Below are 23394 nucleotides of genomic sequence, written 5' to 3'. Positions count from 1 at the left end.
CCGTTCAGGAGGGCTGCTCGCCAGTCTGATGATCGCTGTTACGTCATCGGGTATGGCGGTTGAGAATCAGCCCCTTAATATCGACAACCCTATCGTACTGCAAAGAGCCGACCCCTGGATATACCGCGATCCGGCCAGCGGCTGTTATCAGTTTATTGGCTCTTCGCCGGGATTCGATCAGATTGAGATCCGCAGCAGTTGCCGCATCAATGATCTTAAACTGGCTGAGCCTACCGTTATCTGGAAAAAGAAGGACGCTGGTCCTATGAGTGCAAATATCTGGGCGCCGGAGCTGCATCGTATCGACGATGTCTGGTATGTGTATTTTGCCGCCGGCGATGTGGAAAAGCCCTTCTCTATTCGTATGTACGCGCTGTCGAACCCTGATGCTGACCCTGCTACCGACAACTGGCAGGAAGAAGGGCAGGTAACAAGCCATCTGGATAGTTTTGCCCTTGATGCTACCCGTTTCGAGCATCGGGGTAAGGCCTATATGGTCTGGGCTCAGCAGGACAAGGCCGCCAGCTACAACTCCGCTTTGTGGATTGCTGAAATGGACAGCCCTACCAGTATCAAGGAGCCTGTTGTCGCCATTGCCGAGCCGACGCTGGACTGGGAAACCCGTGGTTATAAGGTGAATGAGGGCGCCGCTGTCATTATCCGCCATGGCCGGGTGTTTATGACCTACTCTGCCAGTGCCACCGACCACCGCTACACGATGGGGTTGCTCTGGGCTGACGAGGATGCGGATTTACTCGATCCGACGAGCTGGAACAAATCACCGCAGCCGGTATTCAGCACTAATGAACGGCTGGACCGCTATGGCCCCGGACACAATAGTTTTGTGCTGGCTGAAGATGGCAGGACAGATCTGATGATCTATCACAGCAGAGATTACCTTGAGCTTAAAGGGTCACCGCTGACGGATCCTAATCGTCATGCCAGGGCCAGAGTGCTGCACTGGGACGCCAACGGTTTTCCGGTGTTTGAACAGGAACGGGGCGACTGAGGGGAACAGAGATTTACCACAGAGCCACGGAGAGCACAGAGATTTGAAGGTATCGTAGCCCGTATAAAGCGAAGCGGCATACGGGTAAGGAGGGGCCCCGGATTCCGCTACGCTGCATCACGGGCTACAGGACCCTGCCTTGTTCGTGCTTTTAGTGTTTTTCGTGGTTGATGATTATTGACCACGAAAAACACTAAGGATACGAACAGAGGGTCATTTCAACGCATAGACGCAGAGGATGTGGAGATGTTGACCCCCTTCTTTCCTCTGCATCCCTGGCGACTCCGCGGTAAGAAAGTCTTTTCGTTCGTGCCTTTATTCCGGACTATCCCTGTCCGGAGCTCTTTGATATTGCCAGAACCTTCTACCAGAAGCGGATATAGATCAACGCGGTAATCCCCAGAATACCGACGGTATGGATATAGTCCCACTTATCCAGATCTTTAATCATTGCCTGCATATTCTCCTTGCCCAGACTGGAGAAGGTCAGCCCTTTGAGTTTTTCATCACTGGCTCTCTGGGTCACCATACTCACCAGTATCATGATGGCGGTGACCACCACAAACAACAGAATGCAGTAATACAGCCAGTTCATATTGGTGATCCAGGCGAAGGCGCTGCCTTGCAGATCCTCCTTAAATGGCAACAGCACCAGTCTGACCATGCCCAGCACAAAGCCTGACACCAGGCCGATAAAGCCGGCACTGGGGGTGATGCGCTTGCTGATCAGTCCGAGCAGGAACACGGCGGCAATACCTGGGGCGATAAGTGACTGTACGCTTTGCAGATATTCGTAAAGTACATCGGCTATCAGGCTCATCACCGGGATCCACAGGATACCCAGCAATACGATGACGATGGTAGCCATGCGCCCGACTTTAAGCAGATGTTTCTCACTGGACTCGGGTTTGAACTTCTTGTAGAAATCGATGGTAAACAGGGTCGCCGAAGAGTTAAACAGGGAGGCCAGTGAACTCATCAGCGCCGCCACCAGACCACCAATCACCAGCCCTTTGACGCCTGCAGGCAATAATTCAGAGACCAGTGTGGGGAAGGCCTGATCGGCACTGTCGTAGCTGATGATCCCCTTAGCCTGAAGGGCATAGGCGATCATTCCGGGTACCAGAAAGATAAATACCGGCAACAGTTTGAGGTAGCCTGCGAACATGGTACCGCGGCGTGCGGCTTTAATGTTTTTCGCCGACAGCACCCTTTGTACGATGTATTGATCGGTACACCAATACCAGAAACCAATAATAAATGAGCCAAAAATAATCCCAGGCCAGGGAAATTCTGCATCGGAGGCAGAGCGAATAAGGTGCATGTTAGCGTCATTCAGTCGTTCGACTTCGGCCCAGCCGCCAACTTTATCTAATCCCACGACCAGGATCACCACTGAGCCGATGATCAGCACAGGTGTCTGCAATACGGAGGTCCACATAATGGCTTTCATGCCACCCAGTACGGTGTAGATACCGGTCACTATCACCAGCCCCAGGGCGGAAATCCAGAAGAAATCTATGCCCCAGATGCTTTCGATGCCGAGAATGGTTTTAAAGGCGATACCACCGGCATAAACGGTGACAGCCACCTTGGTCAGCACATAGCTGACTAATGAAATCACCGATAAGAAGGTACGGGATGCCGGATTATAGCGCCGCTCCAGAAATTCCGGCATGGTGTAGACTTTGCTGCTCCAGTAAAAAGGCACAAAGACCCAGCCGAGCAGCAGAATGATCCAGGATTGCAGCTCCCAGTGTGCCATGGCCATACCTGACTGGGCACCAGCGCCCGAGAGGCCCACCAGATGCTCAGAGCCGATATTGGAAGCGAAAATGGACGCGCCAATGACCAGCCAGCCGGCATTTCGCCCGGCCAGAAAGTAATCGGCTGTATCTTCTTCTTTCTGACGGATGGAGAAATACACCACCGCCAGCAGCAATACAAAGAAGCCGGCCAGCACCAGCCAGTCGAGGGTACTTAATTCAACCATAAGATATCCTGTTCCATAGCCTGAGCCAGTGACGGCTCAATGCATGATAATCAACAAATAAAATATTATAATATAAATGTGAAATAGAAAAGGCTAATGTTAAAGCAGAGTTAAAAAAGTGATGTATAGGGTCAGGCCCGTTATGCCATCAAAAGGCGTTTTGAGTGTTCACATAACCGGGTGATTTAGCATAAAACAGGGCTAAAGACATATTAAAAAGTTATGTTAGTATAATAAGATACCTAAGGGCCTGTTTACCTTTCATATTCGCCTCTGCTGGAGGTCATTTTTTCATCCAGCAAGGCAGAAGGAGTGAAGTTTAGCGGGCCTGAATAAGCGACTTACAAATGGGTCGGGAAGCCATTTGAACAGCTTTGCTGGCCGCTTGCGGTGAAATACGGGGACGTATTTCATATAACGCCGCTGGGTGGAAAAATGACCCCAGCTCTAGGGGGTGAGGCTAAAAATGCTTCACTCTACCGTTAATCGCGGCTCGTTTAGATGACTAAACCACACCGCTCGCGTCTTGATTGAAGCACTTTTTGCTCTCAACAAAGACGAATATGAAAGATAAACAGGCCCCAGGAACTTATCATGGCACGAATTGAAAACCTCAACCTTTCTCAACGGGTCACTAACGAACTCGGTCGCGCTATCGTTTCCGGTGAATATACCATTGAGTCAGGGCTACCTACTGAGGCGAAGCTATGTGACGAATATGGTATCAGCCGCACGGCAATCCGCGAGGCAGTCAAAATGCTGGCCGCCAAGGGGCTTATTTCATCCAGACCCCGCCAGGGAATCAGGGTGGAGGAGCCGTCGAACTGGAATTTATATGATACCAGTGTGCTAAAGTGGTTACTGAGTAGCAGCCCGTCTTTGCATGTGTTGCGCGAGTTTCTGCAAATGCGCCTGGCCATTGAGCCTCAGGCCGCGGCGCTGGCTGCAGAGTTTGGCAAAGATGAAGATATCGATCAGATAGAATACGCCCTGAATGATATGAAAACCGCGGCAGAAGATCCCCAGGCCAGCATGCATGATGCTGATTTGCGTTTTCATACCAGCATTCTATATGCGAGCGGCAACCGCTTTTTCTTTCAGTTGCGCGAGTTTATCAGCACTGCACTGGACGTGAGTATTCAGCACACTACGCCGGCCAAGGGCAATGATATGAGCGTGGCAGAGGATCACGGAAAGATTTATACGGCCATACGCAATCGTCAGCCTGAGCGGGCTAAAAATATGATGACCTATCTGATTGATGAGGCAATGAGTTTTATCGAACAGGAAATCCAGCGTAAAAGCTGATTGGTCTATTTCTGGTTGTCGGAAGCGATATGTTGCAAATTTCAGAATCCGTTGCCCGTTATCCGAGTCTTAAGGATAAGCGGGTTTTTATTACCGGCGGCGGCACCGGTATCGGTGCTTATATGGTTGAGCGTTTCAGTCAGCAGGGTGCACAGGTTTCCTTTGTGGATATTGCCGAACCTCCGAGTCAGAGTCTGTGCGAGAAACTGGCCGGAAAGGTAGCTCATACCCCGACTTTCATCCCCTGTGATATCCGCAACATTGCCAGCCTGGTCAGTTGTATAGAGAAAATCCAGCAACAGCAGGGCGATATCGGTGTACTGATTAATAATGCCGCCGATGATACCCGTCATGATCTGGAAACCCTCAGCGTTGAGTACTGGGACGACCGTATGGCGGTTAACCTGCGCCCTTGTTTTTTTGCCGCGCAGGCTGTTATCCCGCAGATGAAGCGCCTTGGTGGCGGCAGTATCATTAATCTTGGCTCAATAAGCTGGCGGCTCAAGCAAGGTTGTATGCCAGCTTACACAACAGCCAAGGCCGCTATTGAGGGGCTGACCCGCACTCTGGCCGGACGCCACGGGGAAGATCATATCAGGGTTAACAGTCTGATCCCGGGATGGGTGATGACAGAGCGTCAGCTTACGCGATGGCTGGATGCCGATACGGTTAAAGATATCCATCATCATCAGTGTATCAAGAAGACCCTGGTGCCGGATGATATTGTCAATACAGCGCTGTTCCTTGCCGCCGATGACAGCAGCATGCTGACGGCGCAGAGCATTATTGTCGATGGCGGTTGGGTTTAACCTGTCCGGCAGCGTGGCCCGAATTTCTGATGCCTGCAGCGCTCAGAAGTGGATATTTATCATTGTAATTTATAATATAATAATAAATTATATATTTTATTTCTCAGGATTATCGGGGCGCTGATTGTCAGATTTGCTGCTTATTAATCTGGTGCTGTTGTGCGGCGCCTGTCTTCAGGGGTTACTGGGCTTCGGCCTGGGGTTATTCTGTGCGCCGCTACTGTTCCTGATCGCTCCGGAATATGTGCCGGCACCGATGATTCTGAATGCGCTGTTGCTCACTTTTCTTATTTCCGTTACCAACCGCGAAGCAATCGACACCCGATTAACTGCTTTTGCTATTGTGGGCGGAACCATTGGCGTGTCCGCCGCTGGCGGGCTGATGTGGTGGTTAGATACCGAACATTATCCGCTGTTGTTCGGGATATTGATTATACTGGCAGTGCTATTGTCGTTTCTGGGAGTACGGCCTGCCATTAACCGGCGTACCAACCTGATTGCCGGTGCATTGTCAGGGTTTATGGGTACCACGACTTCTGCGGGTGGCGCCCCTATGGGGCTGCTTTATCAGGATGCAGAGCACAGTGAAATCAAAGCCAACCTCAGTGTGTTCTTTCTGTATATCAATCTGTTTGGTATTTGTCTGTTGTGGCTGACAGGGATCGCCGGGCAGGGCGACCTGTTGTTGTTTCTGCAGTCTGTTCCCGCCTTGCTGCTGGGCTGGTGGATGTCATGGTATCTGGGCAAACGCATCAACGCCTATTATGTACGCTATATGATTTTGCTGGTGGCGCTTTGTGCCGGTATTCTGTCTGTACTGATGTAGCTGGCAATCCGTGGCAGATATGCTGAATATTGAACCTACCAAAGTAACAAGCTGGGGTACAGCCGCTTTGCTTGGTGAAGGCCCGAGCTGGCACCAGGACTCTGACCGGCTTTATTGGGTCGATATCAAAGGCCAACAGCTGCACTGGCTTGATTTACCCACCGGGACTCACCATTTTCAGACTGTGGACGAGCCATTGTGCTGGGTATTACCGACTGACGGGGACTGGCTGCTGGCGGGTTTTCATCGCAGTGTCGAACTGCTCCATCCCTCAACCTTTACCCGCAAAAGGTTGTTCTCGTTGCAGCATGAACCTTCAGGTAACCGCTTAAATGACGCCAAGCTGGATCGCCAGGGGCGGTTATGGTTTGGATCGATGCATGATCAGGAGCGGCAATCTTCGGGGAATCTGTACCGCATGTCAGAGCCGGGAATAGCCGAATGTGTCGATAGCGGCTATGTGGTCAGCAATGGCCCAGCTGTGAATAAAAGCGGTGACTGCTTGTATCACAGCTGTTCCTCCAGCCGGGTGATTTTCCGTTTTTGTCTGGACGACAAGGGCAATTTGTCGGATAAGCAGCCCTTTATTCGCTTCAGCGGGAATATGGGCTTTCCTGATGGTATGACCATAGATTCCGAGGGTGGGTTGTGGGTGGCCCAGTGGGGCGGTGGTGGCATTTGTCGTTTTGATGTTCAGGGTAAACTGGAACGGCGCATCGCCATGCCGGTACCCTATATTACCAGTCTGGCCTTTGGCGGAGAAAATCTCAGCCGCTTGTTTGTAACCAGCGCCAGCCTGCCTTTAAGTGCTGCACAGCGCAAGGCTATGCCCACAGCGGGCTGTTTGTTTGAACTGGATTGTGGCTTCAGTGGTGTTGCCGAGGTCAGTTTTGCCTTGCCAGATATGTATCAACCGGATTAAAAAAAGCAGGCCAGTGATGGCCTGCTTTAGGTTGTCATGAGGTTTTTAACAGCCGGTCTGACAGTTAAAGCCGTCATAACCTGAACTGGTAAACCAGTCATTCCAGTCACCGCCGGAACCATTCCAGTTCTGCAAATCAAAGCTGCCATTGCCGGACACAGAGCCCTGTATGCGATACACGCTCACGGCCTGGCCGCCGTTATCCCAGATAAGTGGCTGACCGGACTGAATCTGTTCCGGATAGTTGTTAGGCTGCATAAAGTAGGCGGCGCCCTCACCGTAAACACTGGCAACGCCTGCACTGTTCAGCGCCACCAGTGTGCCTTCTTCTACACCAATGGCCCTGGCGTTGAGGCTGCTGGTGTCGCTAACGGCACGGGCCAGAAGTCCAAAAGTGCGGCCATGGCGGGTTTCTGTTTTACGGCCTTTACCCGATACTCTGTCCAGATGGGTGTCGGTGATGACACCGGCCAGTTGTGGATGCAACAGAAAGTCGCCATGGTTAATATCATCGGTATTGGCATGATAAGGGTCATCCAGGATTTCCCGCGACAGTACGCCAAGGTTTGCCGGGGCATAGTAAGACTGCCCCAGAATTGCCAACCCGGCACTGGTACCGGCAATCGGTGCCTGGTCTGTGGCAATATGCTGATTCAGCGCATCTTCCACCAGGGTACCTTTCCAGTTATCTTCGTACTGATTCTGATCACCGCCAGCGATAAAGATGATTTCAGCGTCGCTGATAATTGCCGCTACATCGGGATCATTGGCTGCCGCGCTGTCATCGATGGAAATCTCTGCCGCCGAGCCTAAATCATTGCCAAAGGTGTCGCACATCCAGGCCGCCTGAGCGCCTGTTCCACCGGTCCGGATCACCAGGTAATCGCCGCCCTGAGCATGGTTTACTAGCCATTGGGTTGCTGCTACTTCACCGTTGGCTCCGGCTTCAGCCCCGCCAATCAGTAAGGTGGCCTGCGAGGTGGCAACATTGTTTCCGGTATTGCCACATGCCAGGCTGTATTCATAACTGCCACTGCCACCGCCATCATCGCCGCCACCGCCGTTTCCACCGCCGGCATGGTCTGGTTTGGCTGCAGAGACAGAAACAGAAAAGACTGCGCATAACGTGCTGCTGATAAGTGTTTGATAGAATCTCATTGGATACCTTTTTATTGGTTGTGCATTTGGAATCACCAGTTCCATCGGTCCGTTTGTCGATGGCTGTGCAGGGAAGGCTTTTCCCTGACTGGCCTGGAACTAACGCTAGCACAGAAGCTGAAATGTTAAGGTTTTGTAAAATCCGATGGCAGCTTGATTTATGCAATAAAAACAGTAGTTTATTCATTGCTGCCCGGCTGATAATGGAATGGCAGGTTTCTTATTGCGTAAATATTCAATTCCATTTTCATATATTCTTTTTTAGAATATAGAATAACACTTCTTTCAGCTTTCATCACACAGGCCCCGGCGCCGTAAAACTGATATCTTTAGCTTTTACTTCAGGCTTATTCTTTTTCTATGCTGCAACAGGGCTTTGTTCTTACCCGTCAGATTGTTGAAACCGATGGCAAAAGCTGTCTGGTGTTATGGCTGAACACGGTCGATGGCCCGGTAAAACTGATCACTGAGCCGCAGGAAAGTTGCTTCTTTATTCAGCAAACGGACAGCCCTCAGGCAGCCAGGATCCTGTCTGCACAGGGGATTGAACACCAGCTTCGGGAGCTGGAACTGAGGACTTTCGACCAACAACCCGTCACTGCGTTGTATTTTGCCAGTCCGGCTCAGGCGTATCAGGTAAGGGATCTGCTCAAAGGGCGGGGGATAGTCTGCTATGAAGATGATATTCGCCTTGCCAATCGTTATCTGATGGAGCGCTTTGTCTGTGGCAGCCTGTGTTTCAGCGGCAACATCAGACAGCAATCCGGTTATGTTCTGGTGGAGCAGGCCAGGGTGAAACGGGCCGACTATCAACCAACCTTCCGTTCTTTGTCGCTGGATATTGAATGCAGCGGCCGGGGGCAGCTCTATTCTGTGGGCTTGTCAGCACAGGATCACCGGGCGGTGATCATGATCGGGGAGCCGGAGTCCGGGCCGGATTGGATCTATTGGGTGGCCGATGAAAAAGCGCTGTTGCAGGCTCTGATAACACAGGTGCAGCAATATGATCCGGATCTCTTTATCGGCTGGAACCTGGTGAATTTTGATTTTAAGTTACTGATAGAAAGGGCTGGTCGTCTCGGACTGCCCCTGTTGTTAGGGCGGGGCAACAGCGCTGTAAGCTGGCGTGATGGTCGTGAGACCAATCAGGGTTTTGTGACGGTGCCGGGAAGAGTGGTGATAGACGGCATTGATGGTCTGAAGACCGCCACCTATCAGTTTGACAGCTTTAGTCTCGAGCATGTCAGTCAGGAATTGCTAGGCAAAGGCAAGGCCACAGAAGATGTGGACAATCGTCTGGCCGCAATAGAACATGATTTTCAGCACAATAAGGTCAAACTGGCAGAATATAATCTGCAGGACTGTGTGCTGGTGGAGGAGATCTTCAGCCATACCCGATTGTTGGATTTTCTGACTCTGCGCAGCCGCCTCACTGGCCTGGAGCTGGATCGCAGCGGCGGTTCGGTGGCCGCCTTTACCAATCTGTACCTGCCCCGATTGCATCGTGCCGGTTATATTGCCCCAAACCTTCCTGCAGATGGCGGCCTGGCCAGTCCCGGTGGCTATGTGATGGAATCGCGCCCGGGTTTGTATAAACAGGTGCTGGTGCTGGATTTTAAAAGCCTGTACCCCTCGATTATCCGCACGTTTAAGATCGATCCCATGGGGTTAACAGAAGGGTTACTGGAGCCCGAAAAGGCCATACCCGGTTTTCGCGACGCAGTATTTCACCGCAGCCGACATTTTCTGCCGGATATTATTGCCAGTCTGTGGGCGCAGCGGGACGAAGCCAAACAACAGCAGGATGCGGCCCGCTCACAGGCCATTAAAATACTGATGAATTCTTTCTACGGCGTACTGGGCTCAGGTGGCTGTCGCTTTTATGATACCCGTCTGGCCAGCTCTATTACCCTGCGTGGCCACGACATTATGCAGACCACCGCACGCTGGATAGAAGAGCAGGGCCATCAGGTCATTTATGGCGACACCGACTCCACCTTTGTCTGGCTCGGTGATGAGGTAACGGACGAACAGGCCGCCGAACAGGGCAGAAAACTCGAGCAAATGATCAATCAGCGCTGGCAGCAAAAGCTGCGCGATGAGCTGGAGCTGGAGTGTTTTCTGGAAATTGAATTTGAGAGTCACTTCAAACGTTTTGTGATGCCCACCATCCGGGGCTCTGAACAGGGCAGTAAAAAACGCTACGCAGGCCTTAAAGCCACCGATAAGGGCGATAAACTGGTCTTTAAAGGCCTGGAGTCAGTACGCTCTGACTGGACGGCGCTGGCCAGACATTTTCAGACCCGCCTGTATGAAATGGTGTTTGCCGATAAGGATGTACTGGCCTTTATCCGGCAACTGATTGAACAGGTAAAAGCCGGTGAGCTTGACGAACAACTGGTTTATCGCAAAAGACTACGTAAGCCCCTTACTTCTTATGTTAAGAATATTCCCCCTCATGTGCGCGCAGCGCGACTGGCGGATGAGCAGAATAAGGCGCTGGGCAAGCCGCTTCGCTATCAGCACAAGGGCTGGATCCACTATGTGATCACGCTCAATGGCCCGCAGCCGCTGGAATATCAGAATGCGCCACTGGACTATGAACACTATATTGAGCGCCAGATCCGCCCCGTGGCTGAGGGCATATTGCCTTTTGTGGGGGAGAATTTTGATACGCTGGTCAGCCAGCAGATGGGGCTGTTTGGCTGATCTTCGTAAAACTGACTTTCCGATGGATTTATCAGCCAGACTTCATGTTTGATAGGTTGAAGCGATGGTAATTAATTTAATTTATCGGTTTCAGCCGTTAACAATAGGACTTCAACTTACTTACGGGGGAAAGTGTGCAGCCTTATCAGCTCAGTGTTACCGAACTGCTGAACAGCATGCGGGAAAAGCAGCTTTCTCCGCTGGAGCTGATGCGCAGCTACCAGCAGCGTATCCGCGACGTTAATCCATCGGTAAACGCCTTTGCTTTTCAGTTTCCTGAACAGGCACTGGCGCAGGCCAAGGCAGCAGAGCAGCTTTATCAGCGCGGTGACTACCAGCCGCTGAGCGGGCTGGCGGCAGCGATCAAGGATGAGACCTATATAAAGGGTCAGATCACCACCAATGGCAGTTATTGTCTGGCTGATGCAGTTGCTACCACTACCGATCCTGTGCCTCAGGCGCTGATGGATAATGGTGCCATTGTTCACGGCCGCACCACCACGCCCGAATGTTCCACTGCCGCGGTGACCTGGTCAGATATTTGGGGAGTCAGTCGCAATCCCTGGAATACGGCCATCACCTGCGGGGTTCATCAGGCGGGTCGGCAATCGCGGTGGCCTCGGGCATGGCAAGTTTTGCCAATGGCACCGATATTGGCGGATCGCTGCGTATTCCTGCGGCTTTTTGTGGTCTGTTTGGTTACAAACCACCCCATGGCAAGGTCGCTGAGATTGCGCCTTTTAATATCGATCCCTATTGCCATCACGGTCTGCTGACCCGGGAACTGGCCGATCTGGAATACCTCTACCCCTTTATCAGGGGGTCCCACTGGGGAGACTCCCATTCTTTTGTACCGGATTCGCTGCCCGATAACCGGCCACTGACCTCGCTGAGAGTAGCGGTGTCACCGGATCTGGGTTTTTATGCTGTGGAAGATGACATCCGTGCCAACCTGATGCAAAGCGCCAGACTGCTGGAGCGCGCTGGTGTGGCAGTGGAGATGGTAGAGCTTGACTGGGATGAGCAGGTAATACAAACCGCAAAGGTACATCAGCGGGCTCTGATGGGGATGTTTTTAAGAAAAAACCTGGATACTGCACAAAACCGCCCGAAAATGACTTCTTACCTGCGCTGGTATCTGGATAAGGTGGCCGGGCTCAGTGTTGAGGATATCTTCGAGGCCAATCTGCATGTTTGCAGGATGTGGGATGCGCTGGCATCGGTATTCAAAGATTATGATCTGCTGCTGTGCCCGACGCTTGCCACTGCCAATGTGCCGGCAGAGTTTGACTACAGCTGCGATCAGATAAGCATTGGTGGTCAGTCTGTGGATGCCAACAAGGGCTGGTTTATGACCTACCCCTTTAATACGCTAGGCCAGTGCCCGGTGTTGTCTATGCCCAATGGGATCTGTGCCAACGGCGTTCCCAGTTCATTGCAGATCGTCGGCCATCCTTATAAAGAGCAGGAAATTTTCACTCTGGCAAGGCTACTGAACCAGTTACACCCGAAACTGCCAGCCCCCACTTTTAGCACAAGCTAACACTTTCCCGTGCCGGGGAGTGGTTTCCCTGGGTCAGTTCACCGGGCAGTTCGCTGCCCGGTATTTTTATACCAATTATTTGGCTCAACTGGTATTACTGCTTACCTATCGCCTAAACCTCTGGTATCTGCCTGCCACACTGAATATATCGCCATACACTATGGTTGTTAATTTAATGTTAACGAGGTTGCTCTGTAGCCTGTGATAACGGGGTTTTACCTCGTTTTAATCCAATACATTCACAACAGGAACAGACAAATGCAAACACGATATTTAAGTCTGCTGGCCACCTTACTGCTTAGTGCCAAGGCACTGGCATTGTGTCCGGATGGCAGCAATTTTAATGCACAGATGGGCTTTTGTGCCGATGGCACCGATGCCTATGGGCCTTTTACTCTGGAGATGGTGGATAAGTGCAATCAGTATGGTGGTGGCTCGGCCTGCACCAATACCTATACAGTCACTGTCGAAGGGCAGAGTATCGATCTGATGCGCTGGTCAGAGTCTTTCACTAATAATTTACGCGGCAGCGGCGATTGTCCCGTTGATACAGTGCGTTCGCCCACTTACGGAGGCCACTGTTTTGAACAGGTCAGCAATGGACCGAATAATGTGTATGGTAATTTCGACAGCGAAGAAGTCGCTGCCTGTCAGAGCCTTTCTGGTGGTAGTGCCTGCCTGACCAACAGATGGAGTGCTTCCTTTTATTTAAGTGTACAGGAAGCCATGCAAGAGGGTAGTGAGCCGGTAAACCGCCTCGGTGCCTGGCTGTGGTATATCGATGAGCAGGGACTTAATAAAACCCACACTCAGCTAGCCGATGAGCTTGCCGGCATGGGAGCTAAAAGGGTGTTTATTAAAATCGCCGATGGCACCAACAATTGCAGTCTGTTTACGGATGCCTGCTCAACTCAGACTACGGATATTTACCGTTCACGGGGTATCGAGCCCTGGGCCTGGTCCTATAACTACCCGGGCAGTGAAACGGCGCAGGCTGACGCGCTTTATTTTGCGGCCCAATACGGCTATGTGGGCTTTGTGCTGGATGTGGAAGTGGAATTTAATAACACCAGTACCGCGTTGCACAGTCTGTTCCAGGCCTTTGAAGTGGCACGTACCGATGCCATTAATGATGGTCATGCCGACAGCGATTTTAAAATTGGCGCCACCACCTGGAGTAACCCCATAGATCAGGGCATGAATGTGGGTATTATTGATCAGTATGTGGATTTTCATATGCCGCAAACCTATGTGGAGGTATGGGGGGATGCCTATATGGCTGACCCTAAAACCTGGATTGAGGCAGGCAACTGTGAGTATCGCCAGTTAGGCGCAACCAAGCCTATCTGGCATATTGTCTCGACAGAGTACGATGATATTACCGCCAGCGAGATCAGCGCCTTTATCGATGCTTCAGGCCCTAACGCCAGTATCTGGCGGGTGCCCGGTGGTTCAGTACCGCAGGCTGTATGGCAGGACTGGCAGGCGCTGGACTGGCAGCAGCAGAGTTTTGACAGCGATGTGGCCTGTCACGATACCAGCAATGAGATGCTGCCCTTTATGGCTGACAGCCCGGCGGGCAGTGACCCCGAGCCGCCGCAGCAATCTGTACCTTTTTACAGTCAACTGGAAAACAGCTACCAGCCACATGCCACTTGCAGTGTAACCTCACTGGCGATGGTAAGTGATTACTTCGGGCTGACCGATCCGCAGGTGCTGGGTAAACGCACGCCGGATTATTTATATGAGCGTTTTGGCCTGTTACAGGATGTGCCATCTCTGGCCTGGGGATTTAATACCCTGGCGCAGGAAGCAGGGGCATCGGTGCGGGACACTGGCTATACCAGCGGCACGATCACGCAGTTAAGAGATCTGGTAACCCAGGGAATTCCTGTTGTTGTGCACGGCTGGTTTACCAACCCCGGTCATATCATGGTGGTCACAGACTTTGATGGTGAGTACTACACAGTGCAGGATCCCTACGGTAAGTGGAATCTGCAGAAATGGGGCAGTTATGACACCTCCGTGTCCGGTAAAGATCAGCGCTATCCTAAAGCGGCGTTTGAATATGCCATTAATGACAATGGCACCGGAGATGATCTCTGGCTGCATGTGTTTGAGTAAATGCAGACATATTCTTTTCCAATAGATCATTGGTGAAAGTCATAATCAGGTAGTGTTACTGAGATTCGGAACACGCGGTGAATCCTATTACGCTGCGCCGTCCTGCTTCGCTAAGAGCCCAGCCATGTCATCCATGACATGTCGTTCTCTGAACTGCGAAGCTGCGCATCGGTTTCAGGTCACCCCTGGACGCTCCTCCACAGCGCCCTTGCTGTGGAGGGTTCCGAATCACGGCAACACTACCTTCGAAGTCTTCAAATTAGTACGAAAAGTTCACAAAACCCAGCAATGTCGGGCGCTGATTGGGCACTCCATACCAATCCACAGCATAGAACGTGGAGACAGAATAAAATAAAGAGCGAAACCTCTGCGTTTTCCGCGACTCTGCGGTAAAAATAACAATACTGTCCCCGGATTCCTCTTCGCGCTATCCGGGCTACCAGGAGCCGGAGTTACAATGCCGGGCGCTGATTGAGCGCCTTGGCTTTTTTGGTAATACGCTCCAGCAACCATTGCAGGCACTGACCCATGGCGCCTTCTGTTTGCCAGATCAAATCCACACAGTGCGGAAAGGTCACTTCCTGATGACTGGTTGGCAGGCGCACTATGCTGCCATTGAGTAGCTGAGACTCTACAGCATGCAGCGGCATTTCTGCCCAGCCCAGGCCCTGGCGCAGCATTTCCATCATGGTGGTAGGAGAATTGGAGTACCAGATATTACTGGTCAGATCAGAATCAAAGCGACGGAATCCGGTCTGGGTGTCGGTAATGCGCAGATGCCGGTACTGAGCCAGGTCCTGCGGCGCCACTTTGTCCAGTTTAGCCAGCGGATGTTTGGCACCGGCCACAGTGCAATAGTGCACATGGCAAATGCCACGAAAGGCAAACTGCTCCGGATAATCATCCTGACTGATCACCACCGCCAGATTAACCTTATTCTGTTCGATAAGCTGATAGGCCCGTTTATGGGTGGCTTCCAGCAGCATCAGAGAGGTAAGCGGAAACTGTTGTTCAAATTCTGACGCCAGCCCCAGCATTACGCCGTCAGGGATGGCCATATTGTCATAGGCCAGGCTGATTTCGCTTTCGACGCTGTCCATGATGTTATCGATGCGGTGGCGCAGGTTGCGGTGGCTTTTCAGAACAGATTTCACATCGTTCATCAGCGCCAGTCCCTCGGGCGTGAGCTTTGGGATCTTAGAGGAGCGATCAAAGAGTGAAAATCCGGCATCAATTTCCAGATTACTGATCAGACCACTTATAGATGACTGGGCTTTACCCAGCCGGCGGGCGGCAGCAGAAAAGCTGCCAGTCTCGACGGTGGCGATAAATGCCTGCAGTTGTTCCAGTGAGAGTTCCATCTATGTATCGTTCCAACCTATGGTAAATAACTTTCTTTAACCATCATAATTGATAATCCTGCATGGTAACAACTCATTAACGAATAATTTGCCATAAAAAAAGAAGTATCAGGTGAATTTATTATTAAACCAACATTGTTGTTGAGGAAAAGACCATGCAGACACACAGAAAAACACCCCTGGCCCTGATGATCTCAGGAATATTGCTGTCAGGCACCGCTTTTGCGCAGGAAAATAACGAAAGCGAAGAGCGGGAAAACAAACTCAAAGAGCAGGATATCGAAATCATCCAGGTGTCCGGTAGTGGCCGTATGGCAACCGCCAATGAGATCCCGATGAACATTACGGCGGTGGGGGCAGCCGAACTGCGGCGTAAAAACATCACCGATATTAAAGCGCTGATCGCCGATTCTGTGGAAATCAGCTCGCCGGGGAACAGCAATCGTCTGGCGGAGTCGGTAACGGTTCGCGGCCTGAACGTCTCTCCGGTCAATGCCAATAACCTTGAACAGTTTACCCGCACAACGGTGGCCTATTATCTCGACGATACGCCGCTGCCAAACATCGGCTATCGGATTAAAGATGTTAACCGGGTTGAAAAGCTGCTCGGCCCTCAGGGCACCTTATACGGTGGTGGCAGCCTGGGTGGTACTATCCGTTATATTACCAATCAGCCGGATCTGGTGGAGTTCAGTTTTGACGCTAATACCAGCATCTATCAGGTTAAGGATGGTGGCCTGAGTCATGATACGGATGTGGTATTTAATGTCCCGCTGAGCGATACCGTGGCGATCAGAGCCTCTATTGCACATCTGGATGATGCCGGTTACACAGATCGTATTACCAGCCCCACCTATTTTACCGATGAGCAAAAACGTATTCCCAACCCCAATCCAAATAAAGAGCTGTACGAGGATGATGACTGGGAAGAAACCACTGGCGGTAAGATCGCCTTGTTGTGGCAGCCAACTGACGAGTTCAGCGTGACGCTGTCCCATGTGCAGCAGGATCAACTGGCCCACGGCACCAGTGGTGCCAGCCGGGTAACAGTGGACTACGCCTGTGAGCAGGAAGGACTGGAAGGCGACGCCTGTGACAACAAATACAGCCGTTACAATACGCCGTTCCAGGTTAACGACCATACCATAGTGGCCACTTACGAAGAGTTTTCAGATCGCGAGCTGACCCTGGACTCCATCGATTTTAACTGGGAGCTGGATTTTGCCACCCTGCACAGCAGCACCTCATACTTTAAAGACAGCCGCGAAGGTCAGGCAGACTACCTGGGCTACGGCCTGGTTTACTATGGCTGGATCCCGGGCCTGGCCCTGAATGACACCAATGAGTCGGCTTACATTACTTATGACAATACCTACAAAGGCCTGAACCATGAAACCCGTCTGACCTCTACAGGCGATGGCCCCTTAAGCTGGATTGTAGGGCTTTACCATACGGATACGGAACGTCGCCTGATCTTCTCTGAATTTTATCCCGGCTTCGATCAGGCTACCGCAGATTTCTATGGTTTTGACCGTCAGGCCTGGTATGGCGACACCCGCCCGGGCTCAGTGGACGAGGGTTATCATGAGAATTTCCACAACCAATATCAGGAAACGGCTTTGTTCGGTGAGCTGACCTATGCGGTCACCGACAAGCTGGATCTGACTTTTGGTGCCCGTATCTTTAATTATGATGACCAGAATGACCCCCTGATTGTGGATTATACCGGTCTGACCAACAGCCGTTCTACGTCGCGCAACAAGGAAAATGGCGAGTCTTTCTTTAAGTTTAATGCTGCCTATCAGATGACCGATGATTTGCTGGCCTATGCCACTTTCTCTCAGGGTTTTCGTCGCGGCGGCACCAATGGCTTTAAAAATATAACCATAACCGACCAGAACGGTGATGAGGCGACACTGGAGGTTTCTGATGAGGCGCAGAATTACGAGCCGGACTCAACGGATAACTATGAACTGGGCATCAAGGGCTTTTTGCTTGACCATGATTTGTATATGCAGGCCAATATCTATCGGATTGAGTGGAACAATGTGCAGACGTACTTCTCACAGATTCTTGATGGCGTATTTCCCCTTAATGGCACCACCAATGGCCCATCGGCCGAGACACAAGGTTTTGAATTCAGCTCCAGATACCGTCTGACTGATGATATTACCCTGCGTTATGCCACTGCCACGGTGGATGCTGAGTGGGCAGAGACCGGTGAGGCCTGTATCTTTGAGCCTGTGGCCAGCGCACCGGACGCTGACCTGCAGTGCCGCACCTGGGAAAAAGGGGGGCAGCTTGGTGGTGCACCCGAATGGCGGCATAACTTTGGTGTCAGTTATGAAACAGAGCTGGAAAATGGTTATATGACCGCTAATCTTGATGGTCGTTATGTGGGGGAAACCCCCAGTGATCGCCAGGACTTTCCGGATGCGGATGTCTATACCCGCAAGTCATACACCCTTTACAATGCCAGCGTCAGCTATGGCCGGGATGACTGGAAAGTGTCGCTATGGGTGAATAACCTGACCGACAAGCGGGCAGAAACCTCAGGTCAGACTGACTTAGGGCAGGGCTGGCGGACCATTTTTGTGCGCCCCCGTACCGTTGGTGTGAACTTCTCTTACACTTACTATTAATCAGACCGGCGCAGGCTCAGGCCTGCGCCTGGAGCACCATGCCAGTGACTTTTGAGGGTAAGAGTCAGAGGCCACTGGCATGGTAACCCCTATCCAGATAAGGAAAACAGCTTGTTGTCACAGAGCATGTCAGACTCCATAACACCAGCCATGTCGCGGGTGGCTTACGCCGGTATATTAATGGTTGCCATGATGGGGGCGGCCGTCACCATCCTGATGCCATTGGTGGTGGGGGCCTTTAGTGACAGCGGCGCATTTAGCCAACAACAGGTGGGTTTTCTGACTGCCGCCGATGTGGCCGGTATTCTGCTTTCCAGCATGTCGGCATTTTTCTGGGTCAGGCGCTGCCACTGGCAGCGCTGGATGCAGATAAGCCTGTTGCTGTTTATTGGTATGAATCTGCTGACCCTGTTTACCAGCTTATTTCCGGCACTGTTGCTGGTTCGCTTTCTGGCCGGGATAGGCTGTGGCATCGGCTATTCCATTGCCCTGGCAGCGCTGGGCGACAGAACCAATCCCGATAAGGCCTTCGGTGCCATGGTGACGGTGCAGGTGGTGTTTGGCACCGTGGGATTCTGGGTGTTGCCTCATATCACCAGTGTCTGGGGCTATCAGGGCCTGTTTCAGTTTTTCAATCTGTTTCTGCTGCTGGCACTGATATTGGTCAGTATCAGCAGCCCTGCTGATGAAAACAAAAAAACTCAGAGTCTGCCGCCCTTTGGCCGGATTTACCTGCCTGTATTGTTTGTATTTCTGGGGGTGGTGGCCTACTACTTCGCTCAGGGTACAGTCTGGGCCTATCTTGAGCGTATCGGCGTGGCCGCCGGTTTAAGTGTGGCAGAAGTGGGTGCAATTCTAGGCTGGGGCTTTGCCATCAGCGCCTGTGGTTCGGTGCTGGCGGCGAAATTCGTGGCCATGATGGGGCGTAATTTTTCCCTGTGGCTGACGGCGGTGTTGCAGCTTGGCTGTTTGCTGGCGCTGTACCTGATGGCACAACCCCATATCTGGCTGATCTATGCACTGGCCACAGTGGTGTATCAGATTTTCTGGAGCTTTATTATTCCCATTATGATGGGCATTTTCAGCGACGCCGACAAGAGTGGCCGCCTGATCGTCTTTTGTGTGACCGCCTTCAAAGTGGGGCTGGTAATAGGCCCGCCGGTGGCAGCGGCTGTGGTCAGCCACTTTGGCGTTATCCATGTTCTGTGGTTAGGGGCGGTGGCCATTGTGCTCAGTGTAATGCTGCTGCATCTGGCCAATAATCGCACCCGCTCTAAATAAAAAGGGGAAATCGATGCTGTTACGTGCGTGCCTGTTGATGCTTGTAGTGTTGCTGGCGTCCTGCCAGCAGGTGCCGGAGCCTGATAAGCGGGTCACCGCGCAGATCATCGACGATGGAAAAGATTATACTTTTGAGGCCGGTGAAGGGTTGTATCAGGTACGCTTTAACTATACCGGCGAAAACTGGACCCACGCCGATGTGGCGGCTATCCGCATCGACACCCGTCGCCCCATTGCGATTTTGCCCCAGCAGTATACCCAGCCCGGTAAAATGATGCCCGGTGCCACCGTCAAAGGCCGCAGTATCGGCAAACTGTGGAACCAGATTACCCAGCAGGAAATGGCACGGCGGCTGACCGACAAAGGCTTTTTTGTGCTGACGCCCAGCATTCAGATGTATGGCGAGGATCTTAATGGCTATCAGGGCTTTGAACATTTTATTGCCGGGGTACACAAGGGTAACAAGCATGTGCAGACCATCCTGCTGACTGCTGACGCCCATATTGCTAATCAGCAAAACCCGCTGCCCGGTGCGCAAATGCTGGTGACCGGCACCAATGAGCGCAACCGTGACTGGGAAGCGCTGATTCAGCAGCATATTGCCCCTTTTTATGCTCAGGCAGGGCTGGGGAATCGCGGTGCCAGGGTCCGTGGTGGCCACTCAGACGAAGAGGGCTCCTCTGCGGCCTGGCACCCGCTGATCGAACGAGCTGCTGAATACGGTGCGACGGTGTCGATTTTGGAAGTCAGCCGCGCCATCGATATTGTTGAAAAAGCAGGCTCTATGGAGCAGGGACGACAGTGGGCGGCGTCGCTATTTGATGCTATCGCAGCGGCCATGACCGAATGGTCCTGCCAGCAAGGGTATGAGTTGGATGACTGTGAGGTATTCTGACCTTATGCGCCGGTTTTACAGGGTATCGGCGATGTTGCTGATAGCCGCATCTGCGCAGGCTGAAACGGATGAGCCTTTTGCTCCCCTTGAGTTGCCACTGACTGAAATTAGCTCCCCAACGGGCACGCCGTCAACGTCTTACTGGCAACAACAGCTTAGCTATAAGATTGATGCCAGGGTGAATACAGACAAGGCCAGTCTGACAGCCACTGCCGTACTGAATTATCGCAATCAGTCACCGGATACCCTGAAAACACTCTGGTTTGAGCTACCGCAGCAGCGTTTTGCTCAAGGTAGTCTGGCCAGAGAAAAGTATCAGGCCGGGGCAAGTGAAGCCGGCGGTACAACACGCTTACGGGTGACCGACTCAGCAAGGCAGCCATTGAAAACAGGGTGGCAGGATACGCTGGTGGCGGTGACGCTGGATACGCCCCTGAAGCCGGGGCAGCAGGTACAGCTGCATTTTGCCTGGGATCTTAAGCTGGTTTCCCGCTCTCATCCCCTGGTGCCACGCAGTGGTTATGAGCAAATTAATGGAGAGAATCGCCTGCTGGCCTTCGCTCAGTGGTACCCCAGAGCGTTGCGTTACGGCCCGCAAGGATGGAATTTACGGCCTTTTGTTAAAAATGCCGAGTTCAGCCTGGAGATGGCGGATTTTTCTGTGACCATTGATGCGTCGCCTCAGTATCTGTTGCTGGGCAGTGGTGACTGGCAAAGCGCCGGGCAGAATCTGCCTGAATCTGTGTTTAAACAATACCAGCAGGTTAGCGCAGATACTCCTGCCACACTGCTGGGGCCGGGCCAGCCCTGGCCGGTTAATAATCAGCAACCCTGGCGATTTAAGGGTGAGCAATTACGTGACTTTACCTTTGTAGTGGCCAGGGATGTCATCTGGCAGGCCCGCAAGGTGACGCACAGCCAGGGGGATATACTGATCACTGCGGCATACCCCGATAACGGACGCTGGTTGTGGCATAAATACGCTCTCGAAGCGGGTGTGTTCGCCATTGATCAATTGTCTGAATGGCTCGGCCAGCCGGCAGCAAAGAGTATTCATCTGGTCAATATTGCCGGGCTGGGGATGGAATACCCGGGTCTGAAACTGGTGGGCTTTCGCGGCCCGGATGCTGACATTACAGGTCCTGCCCCACAGTACAGCCGCACGCAGAAATATGATGTGATAGGTGGCATATTGCATGAAATAGCCCACGCCTGGATGCCGATGACGGTAAATACAGATGAGCGGGCCGAGGGCTTTTTCGATGAGGGTATCACCAGCTATCTGGCCTTCTGGCTGGAGCAGCGTTGGAGTGAGAACTTTCAGAGCTTCTACGGCGAACCGGCCAGGGTGGGGGCGGTAATGACCGCAACGGACTATTTACCCCCTGTGACCTTTGCCGAGGAGGTGAACAGCAAGCTGGATTCTCACTACCACGTACCGGCGGTGGCACTGAATATCCTGCGTGAGACACTGCTTGGCAGAGCGCAGTTCGATACTATTGTGGCGGATTTTTTTCATATATGGCGTGGCAGGAACGCCGGATTCAGTGATTTTGTCCGCTTCGTGAATCAGCAAAGCGGCGAGCAACTGGACTGGTTCTGGCGTGGCTGGTTTATGCATCGCGGTTATGTGGATATCGAACTTGAGCGCGCGCAGGTGATATTGCCACAGGACTGGAACCGGGATCAGAAACTCGCTTACCTGCAACACTATCCTTCAGCGCCCAGCCTGACCCGAATCCGTAACGGTGACCTCGGACAGACTTATGAACAGCGAAATCCGGGGTTGCTGGATCGCCACTCGCTGATGGACGATCAGACCTATGCCAGACTCGGTGCAAAGACTAAAGCCGTGGAACAGCCGCAACTGCGCGTAACGCTGCGCAACAAAGGCAGCATACCCATGCCGGCGCCGCTGCAGCTTCACTATGCCGATGGCACAGTGCAGTCTTACCTGCTGAGTGTGGATCTCTGGCGGCAAAATCCCGAACAGGTTGAAATCATGTTATCCCTTGCACCCGACAAGGCCATGAGTCTGCTGCATCTGGATCCGCTGTTGCAGATTGGAGATGCAAGGCGCGTTAATCACCGGATTACCCAACCTGAGTTTTAGTATGTTACGAGCTGTTATTATTGCATTTATGTTGCTGGCGCCCCTCAGCCAGGCTGAGGTACCCTACTATTCCCAGCGTGACAACCAGCAAAAGCCAGATTCGACCTGCAACATCACATCACTGGCCATGGTCAGTGACTACTTTGGTCTGACCGATCCTGAGCAACTCGGTAAGCGCACACCGGATTACCTGTATCAGCGTTTTGGTTTACTGCAGCAGGTGGCTGATCTGGCTGAAGGTTTTAATACCCTGGCAAAAGAAGCGGGTAGCAATTTACGCGATCTGGCACTAACCCGGGGCACCATTGCGCAGTTGCAGGAGCAGGCCCGCAGCGGCCAGCCCACCATAGTGCATGGCTGGTTTACGCCGCCCGGGCATATCCTTGTGGTCACCGACTATGATGGTGAATACTATACTGTGCATGACCCTTATGGTCAGTGGGACCTGCAAAAATGGGGCAGCTACGATACCAGTGTCAGTGGCAGAAATATTCGCTACCCAAAGGCGGCATTCGAATATGCCATCAATGACAACGGCAGCGGCGATGATCTCTGGCTGCATATCTTTTTACCCGAGACAGCCCCTGTGATGCCTGAATAAGCGCTTTAATCTCTGCAGTTTAACTTCAATTGTGCACCAACCATCTGATAGCGCTTTTGCGCAGATACATATTGTAATAAAATATTCCAATATTCCTGTT

General features: G+C 52.2%; 15 protein-coding genes and 1 pseudogene. 13 read left to right on the top strand and 3 right to left on the bottom strand.

Annotation, left to right across the window (positions count from 1 at the left end; translation table 11 throughout):
• The first annotated feature begins 28 nt into the window (after positions 1-28).
• The gene (locus tag AT746_RS16780) at positions 29-1009 is read left to right on the top strand and encodes a family 43 glycosylhydrolase (RefSeq protein WP_062484342.1); all 981 of its coding nucleotides are present in this window, start codon (positions 29-31) and stop codon (positions 1007-1009) included.
• Between the two features lie 364 nt (positions 1010-1373).
• On the opposite strand, the gene AT746_RS16775 is transcribed toward AT746_RS16780, so the two are convergent.
• Positions 1374-3002, bottom strand: a complete 1629-nt coding sequence (locus AT746_RS16775) for a sodium:solute symporter (protein ID WP_062482729.1) — start codon at positions 3000-3002, stop codon at positions 1374-1376.
• A gap of 594 nt (positions 3003-3596) precedes the next feature.
• Between AT746_RS16775 and AT746_RS16770 the strand changes: the two genes are divergently transcribed.
• From AT746_RS16770 to AT746_RS16755, 4 genes are all read left to right on the top strand, one after another.
• The gene (locus AT746_RS16770; protein WP_062482727.1) at positions 3597-4310 is read left to right on the top strand and encodes a FadR/GntR family transcriptional regulator; all 714 of its coding nucleotides are present in this window, start codon (positions 3597-3599) and stop codon (positions 4308-4310) included.
• A gap of 29 nt (positions 4311-4339) precedes the next feature.
• The gene (locus tag AT746_RS16765; RefSeq protein WP_197414283.1) at positions 4340-5119 is read left to right on the top strand and encodes an SDR family NAD(P)-dependent oxidoreductase; all 780 of its coding nucleotides are present in this window, start codon (positions 4340-4342) and stop codon (positions 5117-5119) included.
• A 124-nt stretch (positions 5120-5243) separates the two neighbouring features.
• Complete coding sequence (locus AT746_RS16760) at positions 5244-5945, top strand: sulfite exporter TauE/SafE family protein (RefSeq protein WP_062482725.1); 702 nt, start codon at positions 5244-5246, stop codon at positions 5943-5945.
• Between the two features lie 19 nt (positions 5946-5964).
• Positions 5965-6867, top strand: a complete 903-nt coding sequence (locus AT746_RS16755) for an SMP-30/gluconolactonase/LRE family protein (protein ID WP_156413729.1) — start codon at positions 5965-5967, stop codon at positions 6865-6867.
• A gap of 45 nt (positions 6868-6912) precedes the next feature.
• Here the strand turns inward: AT746_RS16755 and AT746_RS16750 are convergent, their stop codons facing one another.
• Complete coding sequence (locus AT746_RS16750; protein WP_062482721.1) at positions 6913-8025, bottom strand: cyanophycinase; 1113 nt, start codon at positions 8023-8025, stop codon at positions 6913-6915.
• A 360-nt stretch (positions 8026-8385) separates the two neighbouring features.
• Here AT746_RS16750 and AT746_RS16745 point away from each other — a divergent pair, with 360 nt between their 5' ends.
• From AT746_RS16745 to AT746_RS16730, 3 genes and pseudogenes are all read left to right on the top strand, one after another.
• Positions 8386-10734, top strand: a complete 2349-nt coding sequence (locus AT746_RS16745) for a DNA polymerase II (RefSeq protein ID WP_062482719.1) — start codon at positions 8386-8388, stop codon at positions 10732-10734.
• Positions 10735-10910: 176 nt separating this feature from the next.
• Positions 10911-12277: pseudogene (locus AT746_RS19700) on the top strand (amidase).
• A gap of 258 nt (positions 12278-12535) precedes the next feature.
• On the top strand, positions 12536-14401 hold the full coding sequence (locus AT746_RS16730) for a C39 family peptidase (protein WP_062482710.1): 1866 nt from the start codon (positions 12536-12538) through the stop codon (positions 14399-14401).
• Positions 14402-14853: 452 nt separating this feature from the next.
• Here AT746_RS16730 and AT746_RS16725 read toward each other — a convergent pair whose 3' ends face one another.
• Complete coding sequence (locus tag AT746_RS16725) at positions 14854-15762, bottom strand: LysR family transcriptional regulator (RefSeq protein ID WP_062482707.1); 909 nt, start codon at positions 15760-15762, stop codon at positions 14854-14856.
• A 155-nt stretch (positions 15763-15917) separates the two neighbouring features.
• Here AT746_RS16725 and AT746_RS16720 point away from each other — a divergent pair, with 155 nt between their 5' ends.
• From AT746_RS16720 to AT746_RS16700, 5 genes are all read left to right on the top strand, one after another.
• Positions 15918-18404, top strand: coding sequence for a TonB-dependent receptor (locus AT746_RS16720; RefSeq protein ID WP_062482704.1), 2487 nt, complete (start codon positions 15918-15920; stop codon positions 18402-18404).
• A gap of 111 nt (positions 18405-18515) precedes the next feature.
• Positions 18516-19685: an MFS transporter gene (locus AT746_RS16715; protein ID WP_156413727.1), complete on the top strand. Its 1170-nt coding sequence runs from the start codon at positions 18516-18518 to the stop codon at positions 19683-19685.
• Between the two features lie 13 nt (positions 19686-19698).
• A complete protein-coding gene (locus AT746_RS16710) occupies positions 19699-20580 on the top strand; it encodes a hypothetical protein (protein ID WP_062482698.1) in 882 nt (293 codons plus the stop codon).
• Positions 20581-20584: 4 nt separating this feature from the next.
• On the top strand, positions 20585-22693 hold the full coding sequence (locus AT746_RS16705) for a M1 family aminopeptidase (RefSeq protein WP_156413726.1): 2109 nt from the start codon (positions 20585-20587) through the stop codon (positions 22691-22693).
• 1 nt (position 22694) lies between these two features.
• Positions 22695-23294, top strand: coding sequence for a C39 family peptidase (locus AT746_RS16700; RefSeq protein WP_062482692.1), 600 nt, complete (start codon positions 22695-22697; stop codon positions 23292-23294).
• Positions 23295-23394 lie beyond the last annotated feature (100 nt).

This window comes from Lacimicrobium alkaliphilum (assembly GCF_001466725.1).
GTDB lineage: Bacteria > Pseudomonadota > Gammaproteobacteria > Enterobacterales > Alteromonadaceae > Lacimicrobium > Lacimicrobium alkaliphilum_B.
The sequence above is the reverse complement of the archived record's forward strand: the minus strand, read 5'-3'. Positions and strand labels throughout refer to the sequence as shown.

Bases quoted from the DNA above. Each gene is read 5' to 3' on its own strand.
- AT746_RS16710 (WP_062482698.1), top strand. From the start codon at position 19,699: ATGCTGTTACGTGCGTGCCTGTTGATGCTTGTAGTGTTGCTGGCGTCC.
- AT746_RS16770 (WP_062482727.1), top strand. From the start codon at position 3,597: ATGGCACGAATTGAAAACCTCAACCTTTCTCAACGGGTCACTAACGAA.
- AT746_RS16720 (WP_062482704.1), top strand. From the start codon at position 15,918: ATGCAGACACACAGAAAAACACCCCTGGCCCTGATGATCTCAGGAATA.
- AT746_RS16755 (WP_156413729.1), top strand. From the start codon at position 5,965: ATGCTGAATATTGAACCTACCAAAGTAACAAGCTGGGGTACAGCCGCT.
- AT746_RS16745 (WP_062482719.1), top strand. From the start codon at position 8,386: ATGCTGCAACAGGGCTTTGTTCTTACCCGTCAGATTGTTGAAACCGAT.
- AT746_RS16775 (WP_062482729.1), bottom strand. From the start codon at position 3,002: ATGGTTGAATTAAGTACCCTCGACTGGCTGGTGCTGGCCGGCTTCTTT.
- AT746_RS16730 (WP_062482710.1), top strand. From the start codon at position 12,536: ATGCAAACACGATATTTAAGTCTGCTGGCCACCTTACTGCTTAGTGCC.
- AT746_RS16765 (WP_197414283.1), top strand. From the start codon at position 4,340: ATGTTGCAAATTTCAGAATCCGTTGCCCGTTATCCGAGTCTTAAGGAT.
- AT746_RS16725 (WP_062482707.1), bottom strand. From the start codon at position 15,762: ATGGAACTCTCACTGGAACAACTGCAGGCATTTATCGCCACCGTCGAG.
- AT746_RS16700 (WP_062482692.1), top strand. From the start codon at position 22,695: ATGTTACGAGCTGTTATTATTGCATTTATGTTGCTGGCGCCCCTCAGC.
- AT746_RS16705 (WP_156413726.1), top strand. From the start codon at position 20,585: ATGCGCCGGTTTTACAGGGTATCGGCGATGTTGCTGATAGCCGCATCT.
- AT746_RS16780 (WP_062484342.1), top strand. From the start codon at position 29: ATGATCGCTGTTACGTCATCGGGTATGGCGGTTGAGAATCAGCCCCTT.
- AT746_RS16750 (WP_062482721.1), bottom strand. From the start codon at position 8,025: ATGAGATTCTATCAAACACTTATCAGCAGCACGTTATGCGCAGTCTTT.